The 20,272-nt window shown below is 33.2% G+C and carries 15 protein-coding genes; 13 read left to right on the forward strand and 2 right to left on the reverse strand.

Translation table 11 applies throughout. The features are described 5' to 3' along the window. Nucleotide 1: 1 nt before the first annotated feature. Together ASE21_RS09130 and ASE21_RS09135 are read right to left on the reverse strand one after the other, a co-directional pair. The gene (locus tag ASE21_RS09130; protein ID WP_026728410.1) at nucleotides 2-202 is read right to left on the reverse strand and encodes a hypothetical protein; all 201 of its coding nucleotides are present in this window, start codon (nucleotides 200-202) and stop codon (nucleotides 2-4) included. 103 nt (nucleotides 203-305) lie between these two features. After that, nucleotides 306-884 (reverse strand): MarC family protein, encoded by a 579-nt coding sequence (locus ASE21_RS09135; RefSeq protein ID WP_057122277.1) that lies wholly within the window; start codon nucleotides 882-884, stop codon nucleotides 306-308. A gap of 340 nt (nucleotides 885-1,224) precedes the next feature. On the opposite strand from ASE21_RS09135, the gene ASE21_RS09140 reads away from it, so the two are divergent. The 13 genes from ASE21_RS09140 to ASE21_RS09205 all read left to right on the forward strand — a co-directional run bounded on the left by ASE21_RS09140 (nucleotide 1,225) and on the right by ASE21_RS09205 (nucleotide 20,272). Continuing rightward, entirely contained in the window at nucleotides 1,225-1,794 is a 570-nt protein-coding gene (locus tag ASE21_RS09140) for a DUF3109 family protein (protein WP_057122278.1), read from the forward strand. A 336-nt stretch (nucleotides 1,795-2,130) separates the two neighbouring features. Then, complete coding sequence (locus tag ASE21_RS09145) at nucleotides 2,131-3,108, forward strand: ribonucleotide-diphosphate reductase subunit beta (protein ID WP_057122279.1); 978 nt, start codon at nucleotides 2,131-2,133, stop codon at nucleotides 3,106-3,108. 265 nt (nucleotides 3,109-3,373) lie between these two features. After that, complete coding sequence (locus ASE21_RS09150) at nucleotides 3,374-5,767, forward strand: ribonucleoside-diphosphate reductase subunit alpha (protein WP_057122280.1); 2,394 nt, start codon at nucleotides 3,374-3,376, stop codon at nucleotides 5,765-5,767. Between the two features lie 673 nt (nucleotides 5,768-6,440). Next, complete coding sequence (locus ASE21_RS09160; protein ID WP_057122282.1) at nucleotides 6,441-7,727, forward strand: reverse transcriptase domain-containing protein; 1,287 nt, start codon at nucleotides 6,441-6,443, stop codon at nucleotides 7,725-7,727. Between the two features lie 335 nt (nucleotides 7,728-8,062). After that, the gene (locus tag ASE21_RS09165; RefSeq protein WP_057122283.1) at nucleotides 8,063-8,890 is read left to right on the forward strand and encodes a prephenate dehydratase; all 828 of its coding nucleotides are present in this window, start codon (nucleotides 8,063-8,065) and stop codon (nucleotides 8,888-8,890) included. 161 nt (nucleotides 8,891-9,051) lie between these two features. After that, nucleotides 9,052-10,197 (forward strand): pyridoxal phosphate-dependent aminotransferase, encoded by a 1,146-nt coding sequence (locus tag ASE21_RS09170; protein ID WP_057122284.1) that lies wholly within the window; start codon nucleotides 9,052-9,054, stop codon nucleotides 10,195-10,197. A gap of 160 nt (nucleotides 10,198-10,357) precedes the next feature. Next, on the forward strand, nucleotides 10,358-11,215 hold the full coding sequence (locus tag ASE21_RS09175; protein ID WP_057122285.1) for a prephenate dehydrogenase: 858 nt from the start codon (nucleotides 10,358-10,360) through the stop codon (nucleotides 11,213-11,215). Nucleotides 11,216-11,228: 13 nt separating this feature from the next. Further along, on the forward strand, nucleotides 11,229-12,311 hold the full coding sequence (locus ASE21_RS09180; protein WP_057122286.1) for a bifunctional 3-deoxy-7-phosphoheptulonate synthase/chorismate mutase type II: 1,083 nt from the start codon (nucleotides 11,229-11,231) through the stop codon (nucleotides 12,309-12,311). Between the two features lie 453 nt (nucleotides 12,312-12,764). Further along, on the forward strand, nucleotides 12,765-13,742 hold the full coding sequence (gene rsgA / locus ASE21_RS09185) for a ribosome small subunit-dependent GTPase A (RefSeq protein WP_057122287.1): 978 nt from the start codon (nucleotides 12,765-12,767) through the stop codon (nucleotides 13,740-13,742). A 146-nt stretch (nucleotides 13,743-13,888) separates the two neighbouring features. After that, nucleotides 13,889-14,341, forward strand: a complete 453-nt coding sequence (gene dtd / locus ASE21_RS09190) for a D-aminoacyl-tRNA deacylase (protein WP_057122288.1) — start codon at nucleotides 13,889-13,891, stop codon at nucleotides 14,339-14,341. 65 nt (nucleotides 14,342-14,406) lie between these two features. Then, nucleotides 14,407-16,314, forward strand: coding sequence for a DUF3857 domain-containing protein (locus tag ASE21_RS09195; RefSeq protein WP_057122289.1), 1,908 nt, complete (start codon nucleotides 14,407-14,409; stop codon nucleotides 16,312-16,314). 29 nt (nucleotides 16,315-16,343) lie between these two features. After that, on the forward strand, nucleotides 16,344-18,362 hold the full coding sequence (locus tag ASE21_RS09200; RefSeq protein WP_057122290.1) for a transglutaminase domain-containing protein: 2,019 nt from the start codon (nucleotides 16,344-16,346) through the stop codon (nucleotides 18,360-18,362). Between the two features lie 2 nt (nucleotides 18,363-18,364). After that, complete coding sequence (locus tag ASE21_RS09205; RefSeq protein WP_057122291.1) at nucleotides 18,365-20,272, forward strand: DUF3857 domain-containing protein; 1,908 nt, start codon at nucleotides 18,365-18,367, stop codon at nucleotides 20,270-20,272.

The raw sequence follows: 20,272 nt of genomic DNA on the forward strand, positions 1-20,272 counted from the left end.
ATTATCGACCGTTTGTTTTTTCTTCAATTCTTTTAGAAATTCTAAAAATCAAAAGAATCAACACGGCGCAAAACGAAGCTGCGATTCCAATAAAAGCTACCATACTATCGCCCTGAAAAGGGTTTTTAAAGTCTAATAGCGTAATATTAAAAACAATTAAAGCTAATGCTAAAAGCACTAAGATTGAAGTGAAGATTTTCATATTGGTTGTTTGTTGTTGTAAAAATATCAAAGTAAAACTTTAATAAAATGTCTTAAAGTTGTATTTTATAAATTTATTGGGGATAAAAGTATAAAAATAAATCTTAGACAAATAAACCTTTAACATTAGCGGCGAATAATTTAACAGCAATTGCTAAAAGTATTACTCCAAATGTCTTGCGGACAACTCCAAGTCCGTTTTCTCCTAGTAAATTTTCAATTTTTTTAGAAGATTTTAAAACAACATATACCAATATTATATTAAGCAGAATTGCGATAATAATATTTATGGTGTGAAATTGCGATCTCAACGACAGCAAAGTAGTCATTGTTCCTGCTCCGGCGATTAAAGGAAAAGCAAGAGGAACTATAGAAGCAGATCCGGGTTCTTCGTCGCGATAGATCCTGATTCCTAAAATCATTTCCAGTGCCAGAAAAAATAATACAAAAGATCCGGCAACGGCAAACGAATGCACATCTATACCAATAAGGTTTAATACTCCTTCTCCAACAAAAAGAAAAACAATCATAATGGCACCCGCAACAATTGATGCTTTTTCAGATTCAATATGTCCCACTTTTGCTCTTAGATTTACAATAATAGGAATTGAACCTACAATATCAATTACTGCAAAAAGTACCATGCTTACTGTGATGATTTCTTTAAAATCGATTTCTAACATATCGCTTTGATTTTGAGGATTTAAAAATTTCTGCAAAAGTAGATAATAAAGTTAGGTGTTTTTTTGACAGCTTGTATTTTTGTTATAAAAACATAGTTTAAGGTTTAAAAAAGTGATATTTGTAACAATTGCTGGTTAGAATTATATATATAAGAATGTATACCAGGTTTTACCGCAAAGCTCATAAAAGATTTTTCAAACGCTGCAAGGCTTTTTTTAAATGCAGACCCCATATTACAACGGTTTACTTTTGTGTAGATCTTCGTTAAAATTTTTTACCAGAGAATATCTGCTTTCTTTGACTATCTTTGCACTTTATAAATAAGAGTATTGTAATATCATGTTTCAGTTAGGTAAAACTATTATTTCAGAAGATATTCTGGAAAAAGAATTTGTGTGCAACTTGTCTGCCTGTAAAGGGGCTTGTTGCGTTGATGGAGATGCGGGCGCGCCTTTAAATGAGGCTGAAACTAAAATCTTAGAGGAAATTTATCCAAAAGTAAAACCTTTTTTACGAAAAGAAGGAATTGATGCAATTGAAGCGCAGGGAACCTGGGTAACCGGAACCGACGGCGATCTTGAAACACCGCTTATCGATAATAAAGATTGTGCTTATGTTATTTTTGACGGCAAAACCGCGCTTTGCGGAATCGAGCAGGCATATAACCAAGGAATTATAGATTGGAAAAAACCTGTTTCCTGTCATTTATATCCAATTCGCGTAAAAGACTTCACAGAATTTGCTGCAGTAAATTACGACCGATGGGATATTTGCGATGATGCTTGTTCGTTAGGAAAAGAATTGGAAGTTCCTGTGTATAAATTTGTGAAAGAAGCCTTGATTCGCCGTTTTGGAGAAGACTGGTATATGGAGCTCGAAAAAGTAGCCAGCGAACTTAAAAATTCTTAAAAACTAAAGTGTAAAAAATACCCTTTTGCGAAGCTGTATTTTAACTCAAAAAAATAAAGTTTTAACTCCGGAAAAACTTTTTAAAACAATTTAAAATTTCTTGCTTTTTATATTTAAAAGTCTATATTTTACGGGGCTTCAAGGTATAATGAGCGTTTTTAATTGCTTCATTTACAGCGAATTGATTATTGTATGAAAAATGTTTCAAAATTTGCCGTTGTTAAAAACTACATCAAATTGTGAATAAGTTTGACTTTCATTTTTAGCGATAATTGACAATCTTTGTAGTCTACTGAATTAGTAAAATTTCGGTATAAAAATTTAACAAAAATTGTCATGTCTCAAGTAGAACCAATCTTACAAGAAAATAAAAATCGTTTCGTTATTTTTCCTATCAAACATCATGATATTTGGGAATGGTATAAAAAAATGGAAGCTAGTTTCTGGACAGCTGAAGAAATCGATTTGCATCAGGACTTGACAGATTGGAACAATAAACTTAATGATGACGAAAGATATTTCATTAAACACATTTTAGCATTTTTTGCTGCTTCTGACGGAATCGTAAACGAAAATCTTGCTGAGAACTTTGTAAATGAAGTTCAATATGCAGAAGCAAAATTTTTCTACGGTTTTCAAATCATGATGGAGAATATTCATAGTGAAACGTATTCTTTATTAATTGACACTTACGTTAAAGACGAAGCTGAGAAAACAGAATTGTTTAATGCTTTGGAAGTTTTTCCTGCTATTGCAAAAAAAGGAGAATGGGCTTTAAAATGGATCGAGTCAGATTCGTTTGCTGAAAGACTTATTGCTTTTGCTGCTGTTGAAGGAATCTTTTTCTCCGGTGCTTTCTGTTCAATTTATTGGTTGAAAAAACGTGGTTTAATGCCAGGTTTAACATTCTCTAATGAGTTGATTTCCCGTGACGAAGGCGTACATTGTGATTTTGCGGTTCACCTGCACAATCACCATTTGGTAAACAAAGTACCAAAAGACAGAATCAAAGAAATTATTGTTGATGCACTGGATATCGAAAGACAGTTTGTGACTGAATCTCTTCCTGTAAGTTTAATTGGAATGAACGCTGCGTTAATGACACAGTACTTAGAGTTCGTTGCCGACAGACTTTTAGTTGAATTAGGATGCGAACGTGTATACGGATCTGCAAATCCATTCGATTTCATGGACATGATTTCGCTTCAGGGAAAAACTAATTTCTTTGAAAAACGTGTTGCCGAGTATCAAAAATCTGGAGTAATGAACACAGACAGCGATGCTCAGAAAATTTCATTTGACGCAGATTTTTAGAACAACAGCATTTTTTTAATTTGGGATAATTTTATCTAATGCCCAAATTAATTTTACAGAACATTTTAGGTTAAATCTTCTATCACCCAAATCGGAGGTTTAATAGCAATTTTAACGGCTTTTCGGTTTGATATTCAAATTGGGAAAGGGCAGCTATTGAGAATTCTGTAATTCTCGAAAAATAATTTAAAAACACGCAATGTTTAAGTACTGGAATTCGTTTTCTAGTTACTTTCATTTATTCAATAACTTAAAAAGTAAGCTTATGTATGTAGTAAAAAGAGATGGACACAGAGAGCCTGTAATGTTTGACAAGATTACAGAAAGAATCAAAAAATTGTGTTATGGCCTGAATGAGCTTGTAGATCCGGTTAAGGTAGCGATGAGAGTTATCGAAGGATTGTATGATGGGGTTTCGACTTCTGAACTTGATAATCTTGCAGCAGAAACTGCGGCATCTATGACTATTGCACATCCTGATTATGCACAATTAGCAGCTCGTGTGGCGATTTCAAATTTACATTCAAATACAAAAAAATCTTTCTCAGAAACGATGAAAGATATGTATCACTACGTAAATCCAAGAAACGGTCAGGAAGCACCTTTAATCGCAGATGACGTTTATAAAGTGATTCAGGAAAATGCTGCTTTTTTAGATTCTCATATCATTTATACAAGAGATTTTAATTACGATTATTTTGGTTTTAAAACCCTGGAGCGTTCTTATCTTCTTAAAATAAACGGAAAAATCGTAGAGCGTCCGCAGCACATGTTAATGCGTGTTTCTGTTGGTATTCACTTAGACGATTTAAAATCGGTAATTGAAACTTACGATTTAATGTCTAAAAAGTTCTTTACGCATGCAACGCCAACGTTGTTCAATGCAGGAACTCCAAAACCACAAATGTCTTCTTGTTTCCTTTTGGCAATGCAGGATGATAGTATTGATGGTATTTATGATACTTTGAAACAAACAGCAAAAATCTCGCAGTCGGCAGGCGGAATTGGACTTTCTATTCACAACGTACGTGCAACCGGATCTTACATTCGCGGTACAAACGGAACTTCAAACGGAATTGTTCCGATGTTGAGAGTTTTCAATGATACTGCTCGTTACGTAGATCAGGGTGGCGGAAAACGTAAAGGAAGTTTTGCTATTTACATCGAAACATGGCATGCTGATATTTTTGAATTCTTAGATTTAAAGAAAAATACAGGAAAAGAAGAAATGCGTGCGAGAGATTTATTCTTCGCCATGTGGACTTCAGATTTGTTCATGAAACGTGTTCAGGAAGATTCAACCTGGACTTTAATGTGTCCAAATGAGTGCCCTGGATTATATGATGTTTACGGAGAAGAATTTGAAGCTTTATATACAGATTACGAATTTAGAGGAAAAGGAAGAAAAACAATCCGCGCTCGTGAGTTATGGGAGAAAATCCTTGAATCGCAAATCGAAACCGGAACGCCATATATGTTGTACAAAGATGCAGCAAACCGTAAATCGAACCACAAGAATTTAGGAACAATTCGTTCTTCTAACTTGTGTACAGAGATTATGGAGTTTACTTCTAAGGATGAAATTGCAGTTTGTAACCTGGCTTCTATTTCCCTGCCAATGTTCATTGAAAACGGAAAATTTGATCACGAAGCACTTTACAATGTTACAAAACGTGTAACCCGTAACCTGAACAAAGTAATCGACAGAAACTATTATCCGGTTAAAGAAGCTGAAAACTCAAACATGCGCCACCGTCCGGTAGGATTAGGAGTGCAAGGTTTGGCTGATGCTTTTATTATGCTGCGTATGCCTTTTACAAGTGATGAAGCTAAAAAACTGAATCAGGAGATTTTCGAAACATTATATTTTGCTGCTGTAACCGCTTCAATGGAAATGGCAAAAGAAGAAGGGCCATATTCTACATTTGAAGGTTCTCCAATGTCACAAGGAGAATTCCAATACAACATGTGGGGAATGAAAGATGAAGAATTATCTGGTCGTTGGGACTGGGCTTCGTTAAGAAAAGAAGTTATGGAACATGGAGTTCGTAACTCATTATTAGTAGCGCCAATGCCAACAGCATCGACTTCACAAATTCTTGGAAACAATGAAGCTTTCGAACCTTATACTTCAAATATTTACACGCGTCGTGTATTGTCTGGAGAATTTATCGTAGTAAACAAACATTTACTTCACGATTTAGTAGAAAGAGGATTATGGAACGAAACGTTGAAACAAGAAATCATGCGTCATAATGGATCTGTTCAAAATATTGATGTTATTCCGCAAGACTTAAAAGAGCTTTATAAAACAGTTTGGGAAATGTCGATGAAAGATATTATCGATATGTCTCGTCAAAGAGGATACTTTATTGACCAGTCTCAATCGTTGAATTTGTTCATGCAGGATGCGAACTATTCTAAACTAACGTCAATGCACTTTTACGCTTGGCAGTCTGGTTTAAAAACTGGAATGTATTACCTAAGAACAAAAGCAGCTGTAGATGCGATTAAATTCACATTAAACAACGATAAAAAAGAAGAAACAGCTCCATCATTAGTTGCAGAAACAGAATCAATCAGCGTTGAGGATTACAAAGCGATGCTTTTAAAAGCACAAGCTGCAGATCCTGAGGATTGTGAAATGTGTGGAAGTTAATATTCTGTAATAAAATATATAGTTAAGTTTTTCTTTTTAAATTAATGGTAAAAAAAGAGAAACTTAACTAATTTAAAATTTAGTTCTTTGAATTAATTTGGTTGACTTTAGATTGGCTCTTCAATCTTTGGTCAGGATTGCCCAAGAACACCTTTCTAAAGTGTTAGTTCGAACTTCATTCGTTGTTTGGCTATTCATTTCATTAAAGGGTTCTGTGTCTATCTCGTTTGATGCCACTGTGTATGACAGACAGAAACCTATAGAAACATTGGCACCAAGCTATTTATTTAGTGAGGCGGACAGGCAGAAAGCTGCGGATTTCAAAAAACATGCGGAATTTTGAAAAAAGTTTCATATGTCAGGAAAAAACTTAATTTTGAAAACTATGAATACAATATCGAATTCAGAACTGGAGAAAACCCAGCAAACCAAAAAAATGCAGTCTTTAACGCCCAAGAGTTTCGACTTAGATTTCGGTTTAAGTTAGCGTTCGACTTTAGATTGGCTCTTCAATCTTTCGTCAGGATTGCCCAAGAACACCTTTCTAAAGTGTTAGTTCGAACTTCATTCGTTGTTTGGCTATTCATTTCATTAAAGGGTTCTGTACTCATTTTGTGGAGTCTGTCATACTAACAAATTGTTATTCTAAGGGTCTTTACAATCATATAGTTATATGTCAAAAACATTATTAGAAAAAATATCTTCAGTTGAGTCTTTAAAAAAAGCTTGGGATAATTTAGATAAAACTAATAAATCTTCACACGGTTTTTCTGGAGAAACAATTGAAGACTTTGAAAAAAATAAAGATGATAAAATTGCTTCTATATCCTCTCTTTTATTAAAAGGTAAATATTTTTTCTCGGCCAATAGAGCCGTTTTGATTCCAAAGAATAATGGAAAATTTAGACCATTACAAATTCCTGAAGTCTCAGATAGAATTGTATTGAAAGTTATCGCGATTGAGCTTGAAAACTTATTTAAAAATGTTATTGAAAAAAGCAATGGTTATAGTTTTGCATATCAAAAAAAACTTGGGACAAAAGATGCTATTTTCAAAATCATTGAACATTACAGAAATGGTTATGTATATTCTTTAGAGGCAGATTTAATAAATTTTTTTGGAACGGTTAATAAGGAAGATTTGTTAAGTAACTTCATATATCCTAAACTTCAAGATGAATCTATTAATAAATTATTAGAAAAAGCATTAAATCAGGAACTTAAAGGTTTAGAAGATTTTAGTGATGAAGAAAAATCTAATTTTAAAGATGTACACAAAGGTATACCACAAGGAAATCCTTTATCACCACTGCTTTCTAATATATTTCTTTCGCCTTTTGATCAATTTCTTGTTAAAAAAGATTACAAATTAGTTCGTTATGCAGATGATTTTGTAATTCTTTGTAAAACTAAGGAACAATGTGAACAAGCTTATTTAGATTGTTGTGAAATTTTAAAAGAGTTAAAATTAGATATTCATAGTTTAGAAGAAGGTGAAAAGACTAAGATAATTAAGATTGATGTTGAGTCTTTGACTTTTCTTTCTGTAACTTTTGATGGAGTAGACATTTATCCGTCTTTAGCCAATTTTGAAAGATTAAAATCGAAAATTAGAGATGCGTGTAATGGTAAAGTCAATCATACAGTTTTTTCCCTCTTAAAAAAAATAATTAATATGCAGGATGGTTGGATATCATCATTTATCTATACTAACTTGTATAAATATTCTGAAGAACTTGATTACTATATTGATAGACAATTGTTTTTAGCTCTAAATAAACTTGGCTGGAGATTTAACAAAGCAAGTTTAGTGAAATTACCCAAGAAATTTAGACATAAGAATGAAAGTAATGTTTGCGTGTCTAGGGAACAACGATTAAGCTCAGGAATCACTCTTTCAACTAAATTAATAAGAGACAAATTGAAAAGCTATAATGATAACTTAGAAAATAAAAGATAATTCAATTTTAGAAACTTTCAATCTCAATTATAAATATCTTATTTTAAACCCATATTTTTATATTATCATACAAATCATCCTAAATTTGTTAAGAAATCCTTTTTTGTTTCATAAAATGCAATCTTTTTTTTGGTGCACTAAAAATAATTTATACATTCGCAAAGAATTTACAAAATAACACAAACAAAATGGCAGCAAACCGTTTTTATTTTAGCAACAATTTTTATTTCTTCTTTAGTAGAAGTCAGGATTGTGCTATGGTTATTTGAGAAATATTTAAGACAAATAAAACTAATATACAATCCTGATGCAAATCAGGATTTTTTTTTGACTATATGACAGCGAAAATTGCAATACAAGGTATTAAAGGATCTTTTCATCATCAGGTTGTGAAGGAGTATTTCTCTGAAAACGTGGATATTGATGAATGTCTTTCTTTTGAAGAATTGATCGACAGCCTTATTGCCGGAAAATCTGATCAGGCGGTTATGGCGATCGAGAATTCGATTGCAGGTCCGATTATACCGAATTATGCTTTGATCGACAAAAATAATCTTCACATTATTGGAGAACATTATTTAAACATTCAGCAAAATTTAATGGCTTTAAAAGGTCAGAAAATTGAAGATATAAAAGAAGTTCATTCACACCCAATGGCACTTTTGCAGTGTATGGATTTTTTGAAACAATATCCAAATATTAAATTGGTTGAAGATAAAGATACAGCAGAAACAGCCAGAAGAATCCAGGAAAAACAGCTCACCGGGATTGCAGCGATTGCAAGTGAAACAGCTTCTGAAATGTATGATCTGGATATTATTGCGCCATCTATTCAAACGATCAAAAATAATATGACCCGTTTTGTGATCATCAAAAAGCAAAATTCATTTTTGCCGGAAAGCGAAATTAACAGAGCTTCTGTAAAATTTGAATTGGATCATAAAAGAGGAAGTCTGGCGGCAGTTTTAAATGTAATGAGTGACTGCAAACTGAATTTGACAAAAATCCAGTCGCTGCCAAAAATTGAAACGCCCTGGAAATATTCGTTTTTTGTCGATGTGACTTTCGAAAAATACGAAGATTACGCAAAAGCAAAAGCGCTATTAAATATAATGGCAGAATATTTTAAAGTGCTTGGAGAATATAGAAATACGAGGCCATAGATGGCAAAATTGAATTTTTAAAATTCCAAATTTGTAATGAAAGTTGTCAGGCTGAGCGGAGTCGAAGCCCTTCAAAGTTAATAAGAGCTTTACAATAAAAAAGTCCTTCGACTTCGCTCAGGAGGACAAAACAAGAAATTGAAAAGAGAATAAATAAAATCATGATTACAACAGCAAAACGATTAGACACAGTTGAAGAATACTACTTTTCATCAAAACTGAGAGAAGTGAGACAACTGATGTCTGAAGGAAAATCGATCATCAATATGGGAATTGGAAGCCCTGATTTGAGTCCGTCAAGCGCCGTAATTGAAGCAGTCGCTGCGGCAATTCAGGACGAAAACGGGCATGGTTATCAGAGTTATCAGGGATTACCGGAAATGAGACAGGCGATGGCGGATTTTTATCAGGATCAGTTTGGTGTTGCAGTGAATCCGAATAATGAGATTTTACCATTAATGGGTTCAAAAGAAGGAATTATGCATATTTCGCTGGCATTTTTAAATGAAGGCGATCACGTTTTGATTCCGAATCCGGGTTATCCAACTTATACTTCGGTAACCAATTTGGTAGGAGCGGTTCCGGTTTATTATGATTTAAAAGAAGAAAATGCCTGGGAACCGGATTTTGAAGCTTTAGAAAAACTGGATCTTTCGAAAGTAAAAATAATGTGGCTGGGTTATCCGCACATGCCGACAGGAGCCAGAGGAAGTTTAGCGTTATTTGAAAAATTGGTAGCTTTTGCTAAAAAACACAACATATTATTGATCAATGACAATCCGTATAGTTTTGTTTTGAATGATAATCCGATGAGTTTATTACAGGTTGAAGATGCAAAAGATGTGGCTTTAGAATTAAACTCTTTAAGTAAAACGTTCAACATGGCTGGTTGGAGAGTTGGAATGGTTTTAGGAAATCCAGAAATCATCGATGCAGTTCTGAAAGTAAAAAGCAACATGGACAGCGGTATGTTCTACGGAATTCAGAAAGGAGCGATTGCGGCTTTAAAATGTGATAAATCGTGGTTTGAAGATCAAAATAAAATTTACAGACACCGAAGAGAATTAACCGAAAAGCTGGCAGAAAAATTAGGCTGTAAAGTGTATAAAGAAGGAGTTGGATTATTTGTTTGGGCCAAGCTTCCAGAAGGAATCCAATCAGCAGAGAAGTTCATTGACGAAATATTATATGAGAAACATATTTTCATCACGCCGGGAACTATTTTTGGAAATAACGGCGAAGGATATATCAGATTCTCATTGTGTGTGAAAGAAGAAAAAGTACAAGAAGCGATAGATAGATTTTAAGTATTAAGATTTAAGATTTAAGAATCAAGATTTTAGATTTTTTTGTCAAAGATTATCAGGCTGAGCGGAGTCGAAGCCCGTGCCAATTGGAACGCCCTTCGACTTCGCTCAGGGTGACAAATGAAAAAAGATCTGGAAACAGCTTCAAATAAAAAAGAATATGAAAGTATACGTAATAGGAATAGGATTAATTGGTGGCTCGATGGTGTTAGACATTAAAGGGCGTTATCCTGAAGCGACTATTTTCGGGATTGACAATAACGAAAAACATGTGCAGGAAGCCATTGATTTAGGAGTTATTGATCAGGAAGGGAAAATGGAAGATCTGAAGGATGCCGATTTTGTAATTGTTTCGGTTCCGGTTGATGTCGCGCTGACAGTTTTACCAAAAGTACTGGATTCTGTTGGAGACAAAACAATTGTTTTTGAAGTGGGATCGACTAAAAAACCAATTTGTGAAGCGGTAGCCAGTCATCCGAAAAGAAGAAATTTTATCGCTACACATCCGATTGCCGGAACAGAGTTTTCCGGACCATCGGCAGCAATAAGAGGATTGTTTCAGGGAAAAACGAATATCATTTGCGAAGTGGAAAAAACCACTTTCAAACTGCAGGAAAAAGCATTAAATCTTTTTACGGCAATCGGAATGAGGATTCGATATATGGATCCGACTTCTCACGACAAACACATAGCTTACGTTTCGCATTTGTCGCATATTAGTTCGTTTATGCTGGGGAAAACAGTAATGAATAAGGAAAAAGACGAACAGGATATTTTTGATATGGCGGGAAGTGGATTTGAAAGTACTGTTCGTCTCGCAAAAAGTTCGCCGGCCATGTGGACCCCGATTTTTAAACAAAATAAAGAACACGTTCTGGAAACCTTAGAAGAATATATTACAAATCTGAGTCGGTTTAGGGATTTGCTGAAAGATGAAAATTACAATGCCATTTTTGAAGAAATGGAAAGCACAAATAAAATAAAAGAGATATTAAACGGATTAACAATTAAAAAGTAAACTATAAATTAAGATGGAAAATAAGAAAGAAATGAGAAAGTGGTTAGAAGATTTCAATTTAAATCACCCACTTGTGATAGCTGGACCTTGTAGTGCAGAAACGGAAGATCAGGTTTTGAAAATCGCTCACGAATTAAAAGATTCTAAAGTAAGCGTTTTCAGAGCTGGAATCTGGAAACCAAGAACGCGTCCGGGAGGATTTGAAGGTGTTGGTGAAATCGGATTAAAATGGTTACAAAAAGCAAAAGCTGAAACTGGTTTATTAATGGGTACTGAAGTTGCGACTGCAGCTCACTGTAAACTGGCTTTGGAACATGATATCGACGTATTATGGGTTGGTGCACGTACAACGGCAAACCCTTTTGCAGTTCAGGAAATTGCAGATACTTTAAAAGGTACAGATAAAATCGTTTTGGTTAAAAATCCTGTAAACCCGGATTTAGCTTTATGGTTAGGTGGTGTTGAGCGTTTACACATGGCTGGAATTGAGAAATTAGGTGTAATTCACAGAGGTTTCTCTACTTACGAAAAAACAAAATACAGAAACATTCCAGAGTGGCAGATTGCTATCGAATTGCAAAATAAATTCCCTGATTTACCATTAATCATCGATCCATCTCACATTACTGGAGATCGTAAAATGATTTTTGAAGTAACTCAAGAGGCTTTAGATTTGAATTACGACGGTATGATTATCGAAACGCACTACGATCCGGACAACGCCTGGTCTGATGCTGCGCAACAAGTTACTCCAGATTCTTTGAAACAAATCATCAAAGATTTGACTATCAGAAAAACGGATGACACTACAGATGAGTACAGCCAAAAAATGAAAAAACTAAGAGCTAACATCGATGTTTTGGATGCTAATTTATTAGAACTTTTAGGAAAACGTATGAAAGTTGCTGACGAAATTGGTCAGGTGAAAAAAGATGCTAACGTTGCCATTCTTCAAAACAACCGTTGGAACGAAATCTTAGGGAAAATGATTTTGGAAGGTGAGAAAAAAGGTCTTACTGAAGAATTCGTTTTAAGAATGTTCAAAGCAATTCACCAGGAAAGTATTGGTCACCAGGAGAAAATTTTCAACGCATAATTTTCTTTAAATCATATAAGTGCTATAAGAGAAATTCAGTTTTTATAAATTTTGATTTAAAGTTTTCTTATAACATTAATTAAAAATAGATTGTTTTTTAAGAATCTCCATCGCTTTGTTAAAGAAGCAGTGGGGATTTTTTGTTTTAAAATATAGCCCAATGTTTCAACCTTGGGGGCGAAATATATGTTCACAATCTTTGGACGCATTACGCATAATAACAATCTTGTCTCCCAAGGTTGAAACCTTGGGCTATGTTTGAAAATATTTTTAATTATAGATTTCAACCTTGGGGGCGCAATATATGTTCACAATCTTTAAACGAATTAGACATATTATAATCTTTGTCTCCCAAGGTTGAAACCTTGGGCCATGTTTAGAAATATTCATTTATCTTTGCAAGAGATTTAAGGTTTAATCTAAAATCTAAAATCGCAAATCTAAAATTAAAGAATGACAGGAACCGTTTATAAATCTACAGGAAGCTGGTATACCGTGAAATCTGAAAAAGGAGATTTTGTGGAATGCCGTATGAAAGGTAAATTCAGAATAAAAGGAATTAAAAGTACCAATCCTATTGCTGTGGGTGATATTGTAGATTACGAGCTCGATGAAACTTCAGATGCTGTAACGGGAACGATTCATACTATTCATGAACGTAAAAATTATATCGTTCGTAAATCGGTTAACCTTTCTAAACAGATTCATATCATTGCTTCAAATATAGATCAGGTTTTTCTTTTGATTACAATTGATAATCCGCCTACAACTACCAGTTTTATAGATCGATTTCTGGTAACTGCCGAAGCGTACGGAATCGAAGCAATCCTTGTTTTTAATAAAATTGACACACTTACAGAACAAACTTTAGACGATCAGCTTTATCTGCAGCATATTTACACTGAAATTGGATATAAATGCCTTCGGATTTCATCGACAGAAAATAAAGGGGTTGACAAACTGAGAGAAATGATGATCGGAAAAGTGAGTATGTTTTCCGGACATTCAGGTGTTGGAAAATCAACCTTGGTTAATGCTTTAGAACCGAGCCTTCACTTAAAAACTACTGTAATTTCAGAACAAAGTAAACAAGGTCAGCATACTACGACTTTTGCTGAAATGTATGATCTGTCTTTTGACGCAAGAATTATTGATACTCCGGGAATCAAAGGTTTTGGAATTGTCGATATGGAACCAACAGAAATCAGCGGTTACTTTCCTGAATTCTTCAAACTAAAAGATCAATGTAAATTCAACAACTGCCTGCATAAAGAAGAACCGCATTGTGCTATAAAAGCTGCTTTAGAAAAAGATGAAATTGCCTGGTCACGTTACAATAGCTACCTTAAAATCCTTGAAGGTGATGAAGAGCATTACCGCACAGATATTTATGGAGAAGACCGTGCGGCGAGTGATGAAACGAGAAAATAAATTTTTAATTCCAATTTCTAAATTATCTTTAAAATTCCAAATTCCAAATTTCAATTGTAGAGATGTATAGCTGTACATCTAAATCCAGAAAGTAAAATCCAAATAATCCTTTAATCTGTGGCTTAAAAAAACATATTCCAACAAAAATGAAAGTAGTAATCCAAAGAGTTTCAGAAGCATCCGTAACCATTGAAGGAAAAAAAACAGCAGATATTAAAAAAGGTTTATTGGTTTTAGTTGGAATTGAAGATGCCGATACTCAGGAGGATATTGACTGGCTTGTCGGAAAAATCATAAAAATGAGAATTTTTGGCGACGAAAATGATGTTATGAACTGCTCGGTTCAGGATATCGACGGCGAAATAATTGTTGTGAGTCAGTTTACACTTCATGCTTCTACAAAAAAAGGAAATCGTCCATCTTATATAAAAGCATCAAAGTCGGATTTTGCAATTCCGATGTATGAAAACTTTGTAAAAACTTTAGAAAAAGAGTTTAATAAGAAAGTTCAAACCGGAATTTTTGGTGCCGATATGAAAGTAAATCTTTTAAATGATGGCCCTGTAACGGTTGTAATAGACAGTAAAAATAAAGAGTAAAAAATAAGCTCAACAAGTGTTAAGGATTTCTAAAAATAATATATATTTGGCGAAATTACGTACTAATGAAATTTACCTTTTACGGGCTGTTTTTTTTCTTTTTTTCCCTTGTCTCTTCTGCCCAGAAGATTGATTATTCTGCCCTTACTATTTCCGATAGCTTAAAAGAAAATGCGAATGCTGTTGTTCGATTTTATCAGACAGATATTTCTATTTTATCGCAGCGAAGTATGGTTATTAAAACAAACAGAATTGTTACTGTTTTTAATGAAAAAGGGTTTGATGCAACAGATGCTTATGAATTTTATGACAAATCAAGTTCTATTAAAGATATTGAGGCGATAATTTATGACGCCTTTGGAAAAGAAATAAAAAAAATAAAAAGAAAAGACTTCAAAGACCAAAGTGTTGTTGGCGGAGGAACACTTTTCTCAGACAACAGGTATATGTATCTCGACTATACACCAGTTTCCTATCCATTTACAGTTGAATTTATAAGTGAAGTTCAAACCTCGTCCACAGCATTTATTCCGAGATGGATGCCTTTAAACGGATATAATATAAGCGTAGAAAAATCTGTCTTAAATGTTATTTACCCTGAAAATTTAGGATTTAAAAAGAAAGAACTTCAGTTTTCAAATTTTAAAATCAAAAAGGTAAAAGATATAAATACACAGCTTTCATATACGGTAACAAATATACAGGCTCAAAAATATGAAGATTTGAGTCCGTCTAAAGGAGAATTATTTCCAAAGGTTTTGATGGGATTAGAGCTATTTCATTTAGAAGGGGTTGATGGAACTGCTAAAGACTGGGTTGACTTTGGAAAATGGTATTCTGAAAAAATATTAGCGGGTACCACAGATTTACCTGAAGAAACAAAAGCAAAAATAAAATCTCTTGTGGGTAATGAGAAAGACCCAATAAAGAAAGCTAAAATCGTTTACGATTTTGTTCAGAAAAAATCAAGATATGTAAGTATTCAGGTTGGAATTGGGGGCTGGAGACCCATGCTCGCAACAGATGTTGATCGCTTAGGATATGGTGATTGTAAAGCATTAACTAATTATACGAAAGCACTTTTAGACGCAGTTGATGTTCCTTCTTATAATACAGTTTTATATGGAGATGAATATAAAACAGATATAGCAGCAGATTTTGTTTCCATGCAGGGTAATCATATGATTTTATCTATTCCAAATGGTAACAATTACACATGGTTAGAATGTACAAGTCAGGATGATCCGTTTGGATATCAGGGAACATTTACTGATGATCGTGATGTTTTAGTTATTAAGCCGGATGGCGGAGAAATTATTAGAACTAAAATCTACGATGATAAAAGCAACACTCAAATTGACAAAGGAATATTTACAATAGATGAAAAAGGAAATTTTTCCGGATCAGTTTCAATTATTTCAGAAGGGTCACAATATAGTTCTAAATATAAATTAGAAAGTATGCAGCCTACTGATAAAGAAAAGCACTACAAAAGTTATTGGAACAATATCAATAATTTAAAATTGGGTAAAATAGCATTTACAAATGACAAAGATAATGTTCGTTTTTCTGAAGATGTACAAATAAGCGCATCAGATTATGGTATGATTTCAGGGAACAAAATGATTTTTGCTGTTGATGCTTTTAATCAAAATTCAGATAACGTTAAACGAATCAGAAATCGTAAAAATCCATTTTTAATTCAGCGTGGATATTTAGATACAGATGAAATTGAGATTAATCTGCCAGCAGGTTTTTCTATTGAATTTCTGCCTTCAAATTTTGAATTAAAAGGAAAATTTGGAGAATACAAAACCGAGATCATTAAAAAAGACAATAACAAATTGACTTATAAACGATCTATGTTTTTAAACAAAGGAAAATATTCTAATAAAGAATATGACGAATACAGGCTTTTTATGGAACAGGTTTCAAGAAATGACAATGCCAAAATTATATTAAACAAGAACTAACCAAAATCAAAAAATAAATAAACATAATAATGAAAATCATTAAATTTTTTAGCCTGGCAATTGTATTGCTTTTTATCTCAGAAGCATCTGCACAGGAATTTAAATTAGGAAAAGTTTCTATTGAGGAACTAAAAGAAAAGAGACATGCTATCGATACATCAGCCGTCGCTACAATTCTTTACAAGAAAGGAAATGTAAGACTAGACTATAATCAAAATGACGGATTTGTTTTGACAACTGAAGTAGAAACCCGTATCAAAATATATAAAAAAGAAGGGGCTAATTATGCGAACCAAACCATAAATTATACTATTTCAGGAAATTCAAAAGAAAGTATTCAAATATCAGATGCTAATACTTTTAATTTAGTAAATGGGAAAATTGAAAAGACAAAACTTAAAAGTGATGGAATATTTGACCAGCTTGTACATAAATTTTTAGGGCGTAAAAAAATTACGATGCCAAATATAGTTGAAGGTTCTGTGATTGAATTTAAGTATACGGTTAAATCTCCGTATGTGTCATGGATGCGTGACTGGAATTTTCAATATGATATTCCGGTAAATTATTCAGAGTTTACGACTAATATACCTGAGTATTATGTTTTTAATGTGATGCAGAAAGGATACGTTTTTCCAAAAGTTACAAAAGACAGAAAGAGTGCTTCAATTATTCTTACCAGTAAAGAGAGACCAGATGCCCATGGTAATGGTGGAGCAACATCATTCTCTCAGGATAAAATAGATTATTTTGAAGATAAAACAACTTATGTAATTGATAATGTACCAGGAATAAAAGAAGAATCTTTTGTAAGCAATATTGATAATTACAGAGCAGCTTTATCTTATGAATTATCTGTTGTTAAATGGCCTAATACACCAATTAAATCCTATTCGTCAGATTGGAATTCTGTAGTAAAAACAATTTATGATTATGATGATTTTGGCCCTGAATTAAATAAAACTGGTTATTTTGAAGATGATGTAAAAGCCATTTTGGCAGGAAAAAATACTCCTGAAGAAAAAATAGTAACAGTTTTAAATTATGTTAAATCTAGAGTGAAATGGGATGAATACCAAAGCTATACATGTGATAAAGGAGTTAAAAAAGCGTATCAGGAAAAAACAGGAAATTGTGCTGAAATAAACCTTATGCTTACAGCAATGCTTCGTTACGCAGGTTTAACAGCAAATCCGGTTTTAGTAAGTACACGTTCTAACGGAATTCCTTTATTCCCTAACCGAACAGCATTCAATTATGTAATTGCAGCGGTTGAAACTCCAAATGGGAATATCTTACTTGACGCAACAGATAAATTTTCGACTCCAAATGTTTTGCCGCTAAGAGCATTGAACTGGAATGGACGTTTAATTAGAAAAGACGGAACCTCTGAAGAAGTAGATTTAATGCCAAAAAAAGTTTCGGGTGATAACGTATTTATGAATTACAGTATAGATCCGGAAGGAAAAGTGACAGGAAAAACCAGAAGGCAGTATACAGACTATAATGCTATGGTTGTCAGAGATAATATTAGCAGTCAAAAAGAAGAGGAATATCTTGAAAAACTGGAAGATCGAAATAATAAAATTGAGATCAGTGAGTATACTAAAACCAATGAAAAAGATATTTTACTGCCAATTATTGAAACTTATTCTTTTGCAGGCACAAATTTATGCGAACTTATTGGAGGAAAAATTTATGTAAATCCATTATTATTTTTTACAGAAGATAAAAATCAATTTACACAGGAAGTTAGAGAATATCCGGTAGATTTTAGTTATCCTTTTGCTGATAAATACAATATTACAATTCAAATCCCGGAAGGTTTTACTGTTGAAACTTTACCTGCTCCAACAGCGGTGACAATGGAAGATAACCTGGGTATTTTTAAATTTAATATCGCAGCAAACGGAAATACTCTACAGGTATCAGTTTTACACCAAATAAACGAAGCGATTGTAACTGCTGAAAAATATGAAATGCTAAAAGATTATTACAAAGCAATGGTCGCTAAAGAAACAGAAAAAATAGTTTTAAAAAGAATCTAAGTATGAAATTTCCAAGTTTAGTATTTATCTTGTTTTTTCTATTTATAGGAAAGATACAATCTCAAAACTTTGAGTTAGGAAAAGTAAGTGTTGCTGAACTTGAACAAAAAATACATCCGCTTGATTCTGGAGCGGTCGCAGCAGTTTTATTTTGCAAAGGAGTTTCTGAAATTAATGATGAAGATTCAGAAACTACAATTCAGATGCGAATAAAAATCTACAAAAAAGAAGGATACGACTGGGCTAATGCCCAGTTTCCATTTCCGGCGGGAAAAACAAACAGAATTAGCTTAACAGATGTGTTCACCTACAATTTGGCAGGAGGAAAGATTGTAAAATCTAAATTAAAACCTGAAAGTGAATTTATCGAAAAGAACAATAAAAACTATTGGATAAAAAAAATCACTTTTCCTGACGTAAAAGAAGGATCTGTTATCGAATATAAAATTAAAAGCTATGGCGGCGGTATTCGCGATTGGGATTTTCAAAAAGAAATCCCGGTTAATTATTCAGAATTTAAAACAATAATACCTGATGCCTTTGTTTTAAAAAAAAATATAACTGGCTTTTTTATTCCAAAAGTAACTTCTCAAATAGCACACACTTATACTTATTTGGCAAAAGAAACTACTTATATTTTGCAAAATCTGCCTGCAATGAAAAGGGAGGAATATGTTAACAATGTAAAAAATTACTGTGCTTCTATTTCGCACGAACTTGAAACAATTTCACTTCCCGGATTTTTTAAATCGTTTTCTACTAATTGGCCAACCGTTGCAAAAACAATTTATGAATACGAAGATTTTGGCCCTGAATTAAATAAAACAGGTTATTTTGAAGATGATCTGAAGCTGCTTTTAGAAGAAAAAACAAATCCTGAAGATAAAATGAATGCTATTCTTAGTTATGTAAAATCTAACATAAAATGGAATAATCGTTTAGGTTACGGATGCGACAAAGGCGTAAGAAAAGCATATAAAGAAAAAGAAGGAAATTGCGCAGATATCAATTTAATGCTGACTGCAATGCTGCGTAACTCTGGCTTACAGGCAAATCCTGTTTTAATAAGCACAAGATCTAATGGAATTAATTTTTTTCCGAGTACTGAAGGATTCAATTATGTAATTGCAGGTGTCGAAACTCCAAATGGAGTTGTGCTGTTAGATGCGACAGATGAATTTTCAGCCATAAATGTTCTGCCCTTTAGAGATTTGAACTGGATAGGTAGATTAATTCGTAAAGACGGAACTTCTGAAACTGTGGATTTAATACCTAAAAAAAGCTCAACTGATCTGATTTCTATGGTTTTTGAGGTCAAAGATGACGGAAAAATCGAAGGAAAAGCCAGACGGCAATATTCAGATTATAATGCCTTCAACTTTAGAACAAAAATTGCTAAAGAAAATGAAGGATCTTATATAGAGAAACTTGAAAATGATAATAGTAAAATTGAGGTAAGCGATTACAAAAGAACCAATCAAAAAGAAATTCAGGAACCGGTTTCGGAAACATTTTCCTTTACAGGATCCAGTCTTTCGGAAATAATTGGAGATAAAATTTATATAAATCCAATGCTGTTTTTCCTGGATGAAAAAAATCCTTTCAAACAGGAAAAAAGAGAATATCCTGTAGATTTCGGCTTTCCTTTTGCAAAACGATATGCAATCATAATAACTATTCCAGATAATTTTACGGTCGAAAGTTTACCTAAATCCTTAGGTGTAGTTATGGAAGATAATTGTGGAGTATTTAAATTTGATATCACGGTTGAAGATAAAAAAGTACAGATTTCAATGGTGCATCAAATAAACGAAGCAATTTTTCCTGTAGGGAAATACGAGATGCTAAAAGAATATTATAAAACTATGCTTGCGAAACAAACAGAAAAAATAGTCTTAAAAAGAATATAA

This window comes from Flavobacterium sp. Root901 (genome assembly GCF_001429765.1).
In the GTDB taxonomy this organism is placed as follows: domain Bacteria; phylum Bacteroidota; class Bacteroidia; order Flavobacteriales; family Flavobacteriaceae; genus Flavobacterium.

Excerpts from the sequence above, each read along its gene's own strand:
- rsgA (WP_057122287.1), top strand. The coding sequence starts at position 12,765 with ATGACAGGAACCGTTTATAAATCTACAGGAAGCTGGTATACCGTGAAA.
- ASE21_RS09175 (WP_057122285.1), top strand. The coding sequence starts at position 10,358 with ATGAAAGTATACGTAATAGGAATAGGATTAATTGGTGGCTCGATGGTG.
- ASE21_RS09145 (WP_057122279.1), top strand. The coding sequence starts at position 2,131 with ATGTCTCAAGTAGAACCAATCTTACAAGAAAATAAAAATCGTTTCGTT.
- ASE21_RS09170 (WP_057122284.1), top strand. The coding sequence starts at position 9,052 with ATGATTACAACAGCAAAACGATTAGACACAGTTGAAGAATACTACTTT.
- ASE21_RS09130 (WP_026728410.1), bottom strand. The coding sequence starts at position 202 with ATGAAAATCTTCACTTCAATCTTAGTGCTTTTAGCATTAGCTTTAATT.
- ASE21_RS09165 (WP_057122283.1), top strand. The coding sequence starts at position 8,063 with ATGACAGCGAAAATTGCAATACAAGGTATTAAAGGATCTTTTCATCAT.
- ASE21_RS09200 (WP_057122290.1), top strand. The coding sequence starts at position 16,344 with ATGAAAATCATTAAATTTTTTAGCCTGGCAATTGTATTGCTTTTTATC.
- dtd (WP_057122288.1), top strand. The coding sequence starts at position 13,889 with ATGAAAGTAGTAATCCAAAGAGTTTCAGAAGCATCCGTAACCATTGAA.
- ASE21_RS09150 (WP_057122280.1), top strand. The coding sequence starts at position 3,374 with ATGTATGTAGTAAAAAGAGATGGACACAGAGAGCCTGTAATGTTTGAC.
- ASE21_RS09205 (WP_057122291.1), top strand. The coding sequence starts at position 18,365 with ATGAAATTTCCAAGTTTAGTATTTATCTTGTTTTTTCTATTTATAGGA.
- ASE21_RS09160 (WP_057122282.1), top strand. The coding sequence starts at position 6,441 with ATGTCAAAAACATTATTAGAAAAAATATCTTCAGTTGAGTCTTTAAAA.
- ASE21_RS09195 (WP_057122289.1), top strand. The coding sequence starts at position 14,407 with ATGAAATTTACCTTTTACGGGCTGTTTTTTTTCTTTTTTTCCCTTGTC.
- ASE21_RS09135 (WP_057122277.1), bottom strand. The coding sequence starts at position 884 with ATGTTAGAAATCGATTTTAAAGAAATCATCACAGTAAGCATGGTACTT.
- ASE21_RS09180 (WP_057122286.1), top strand. The coding sequence starts at position 11,229 with ATGGAAAATAAGAAAGAAATGAGAAAGTGGTTAGAAGATTTCAATTTA.
- ASE21_RS09140 (WP_057122278.1), top strand. The coding sequence starts at position 1,225 with ATGTTTCAGTTAGGTAAAACTATTATTTCAGAAGATATTCTGGAAAAA.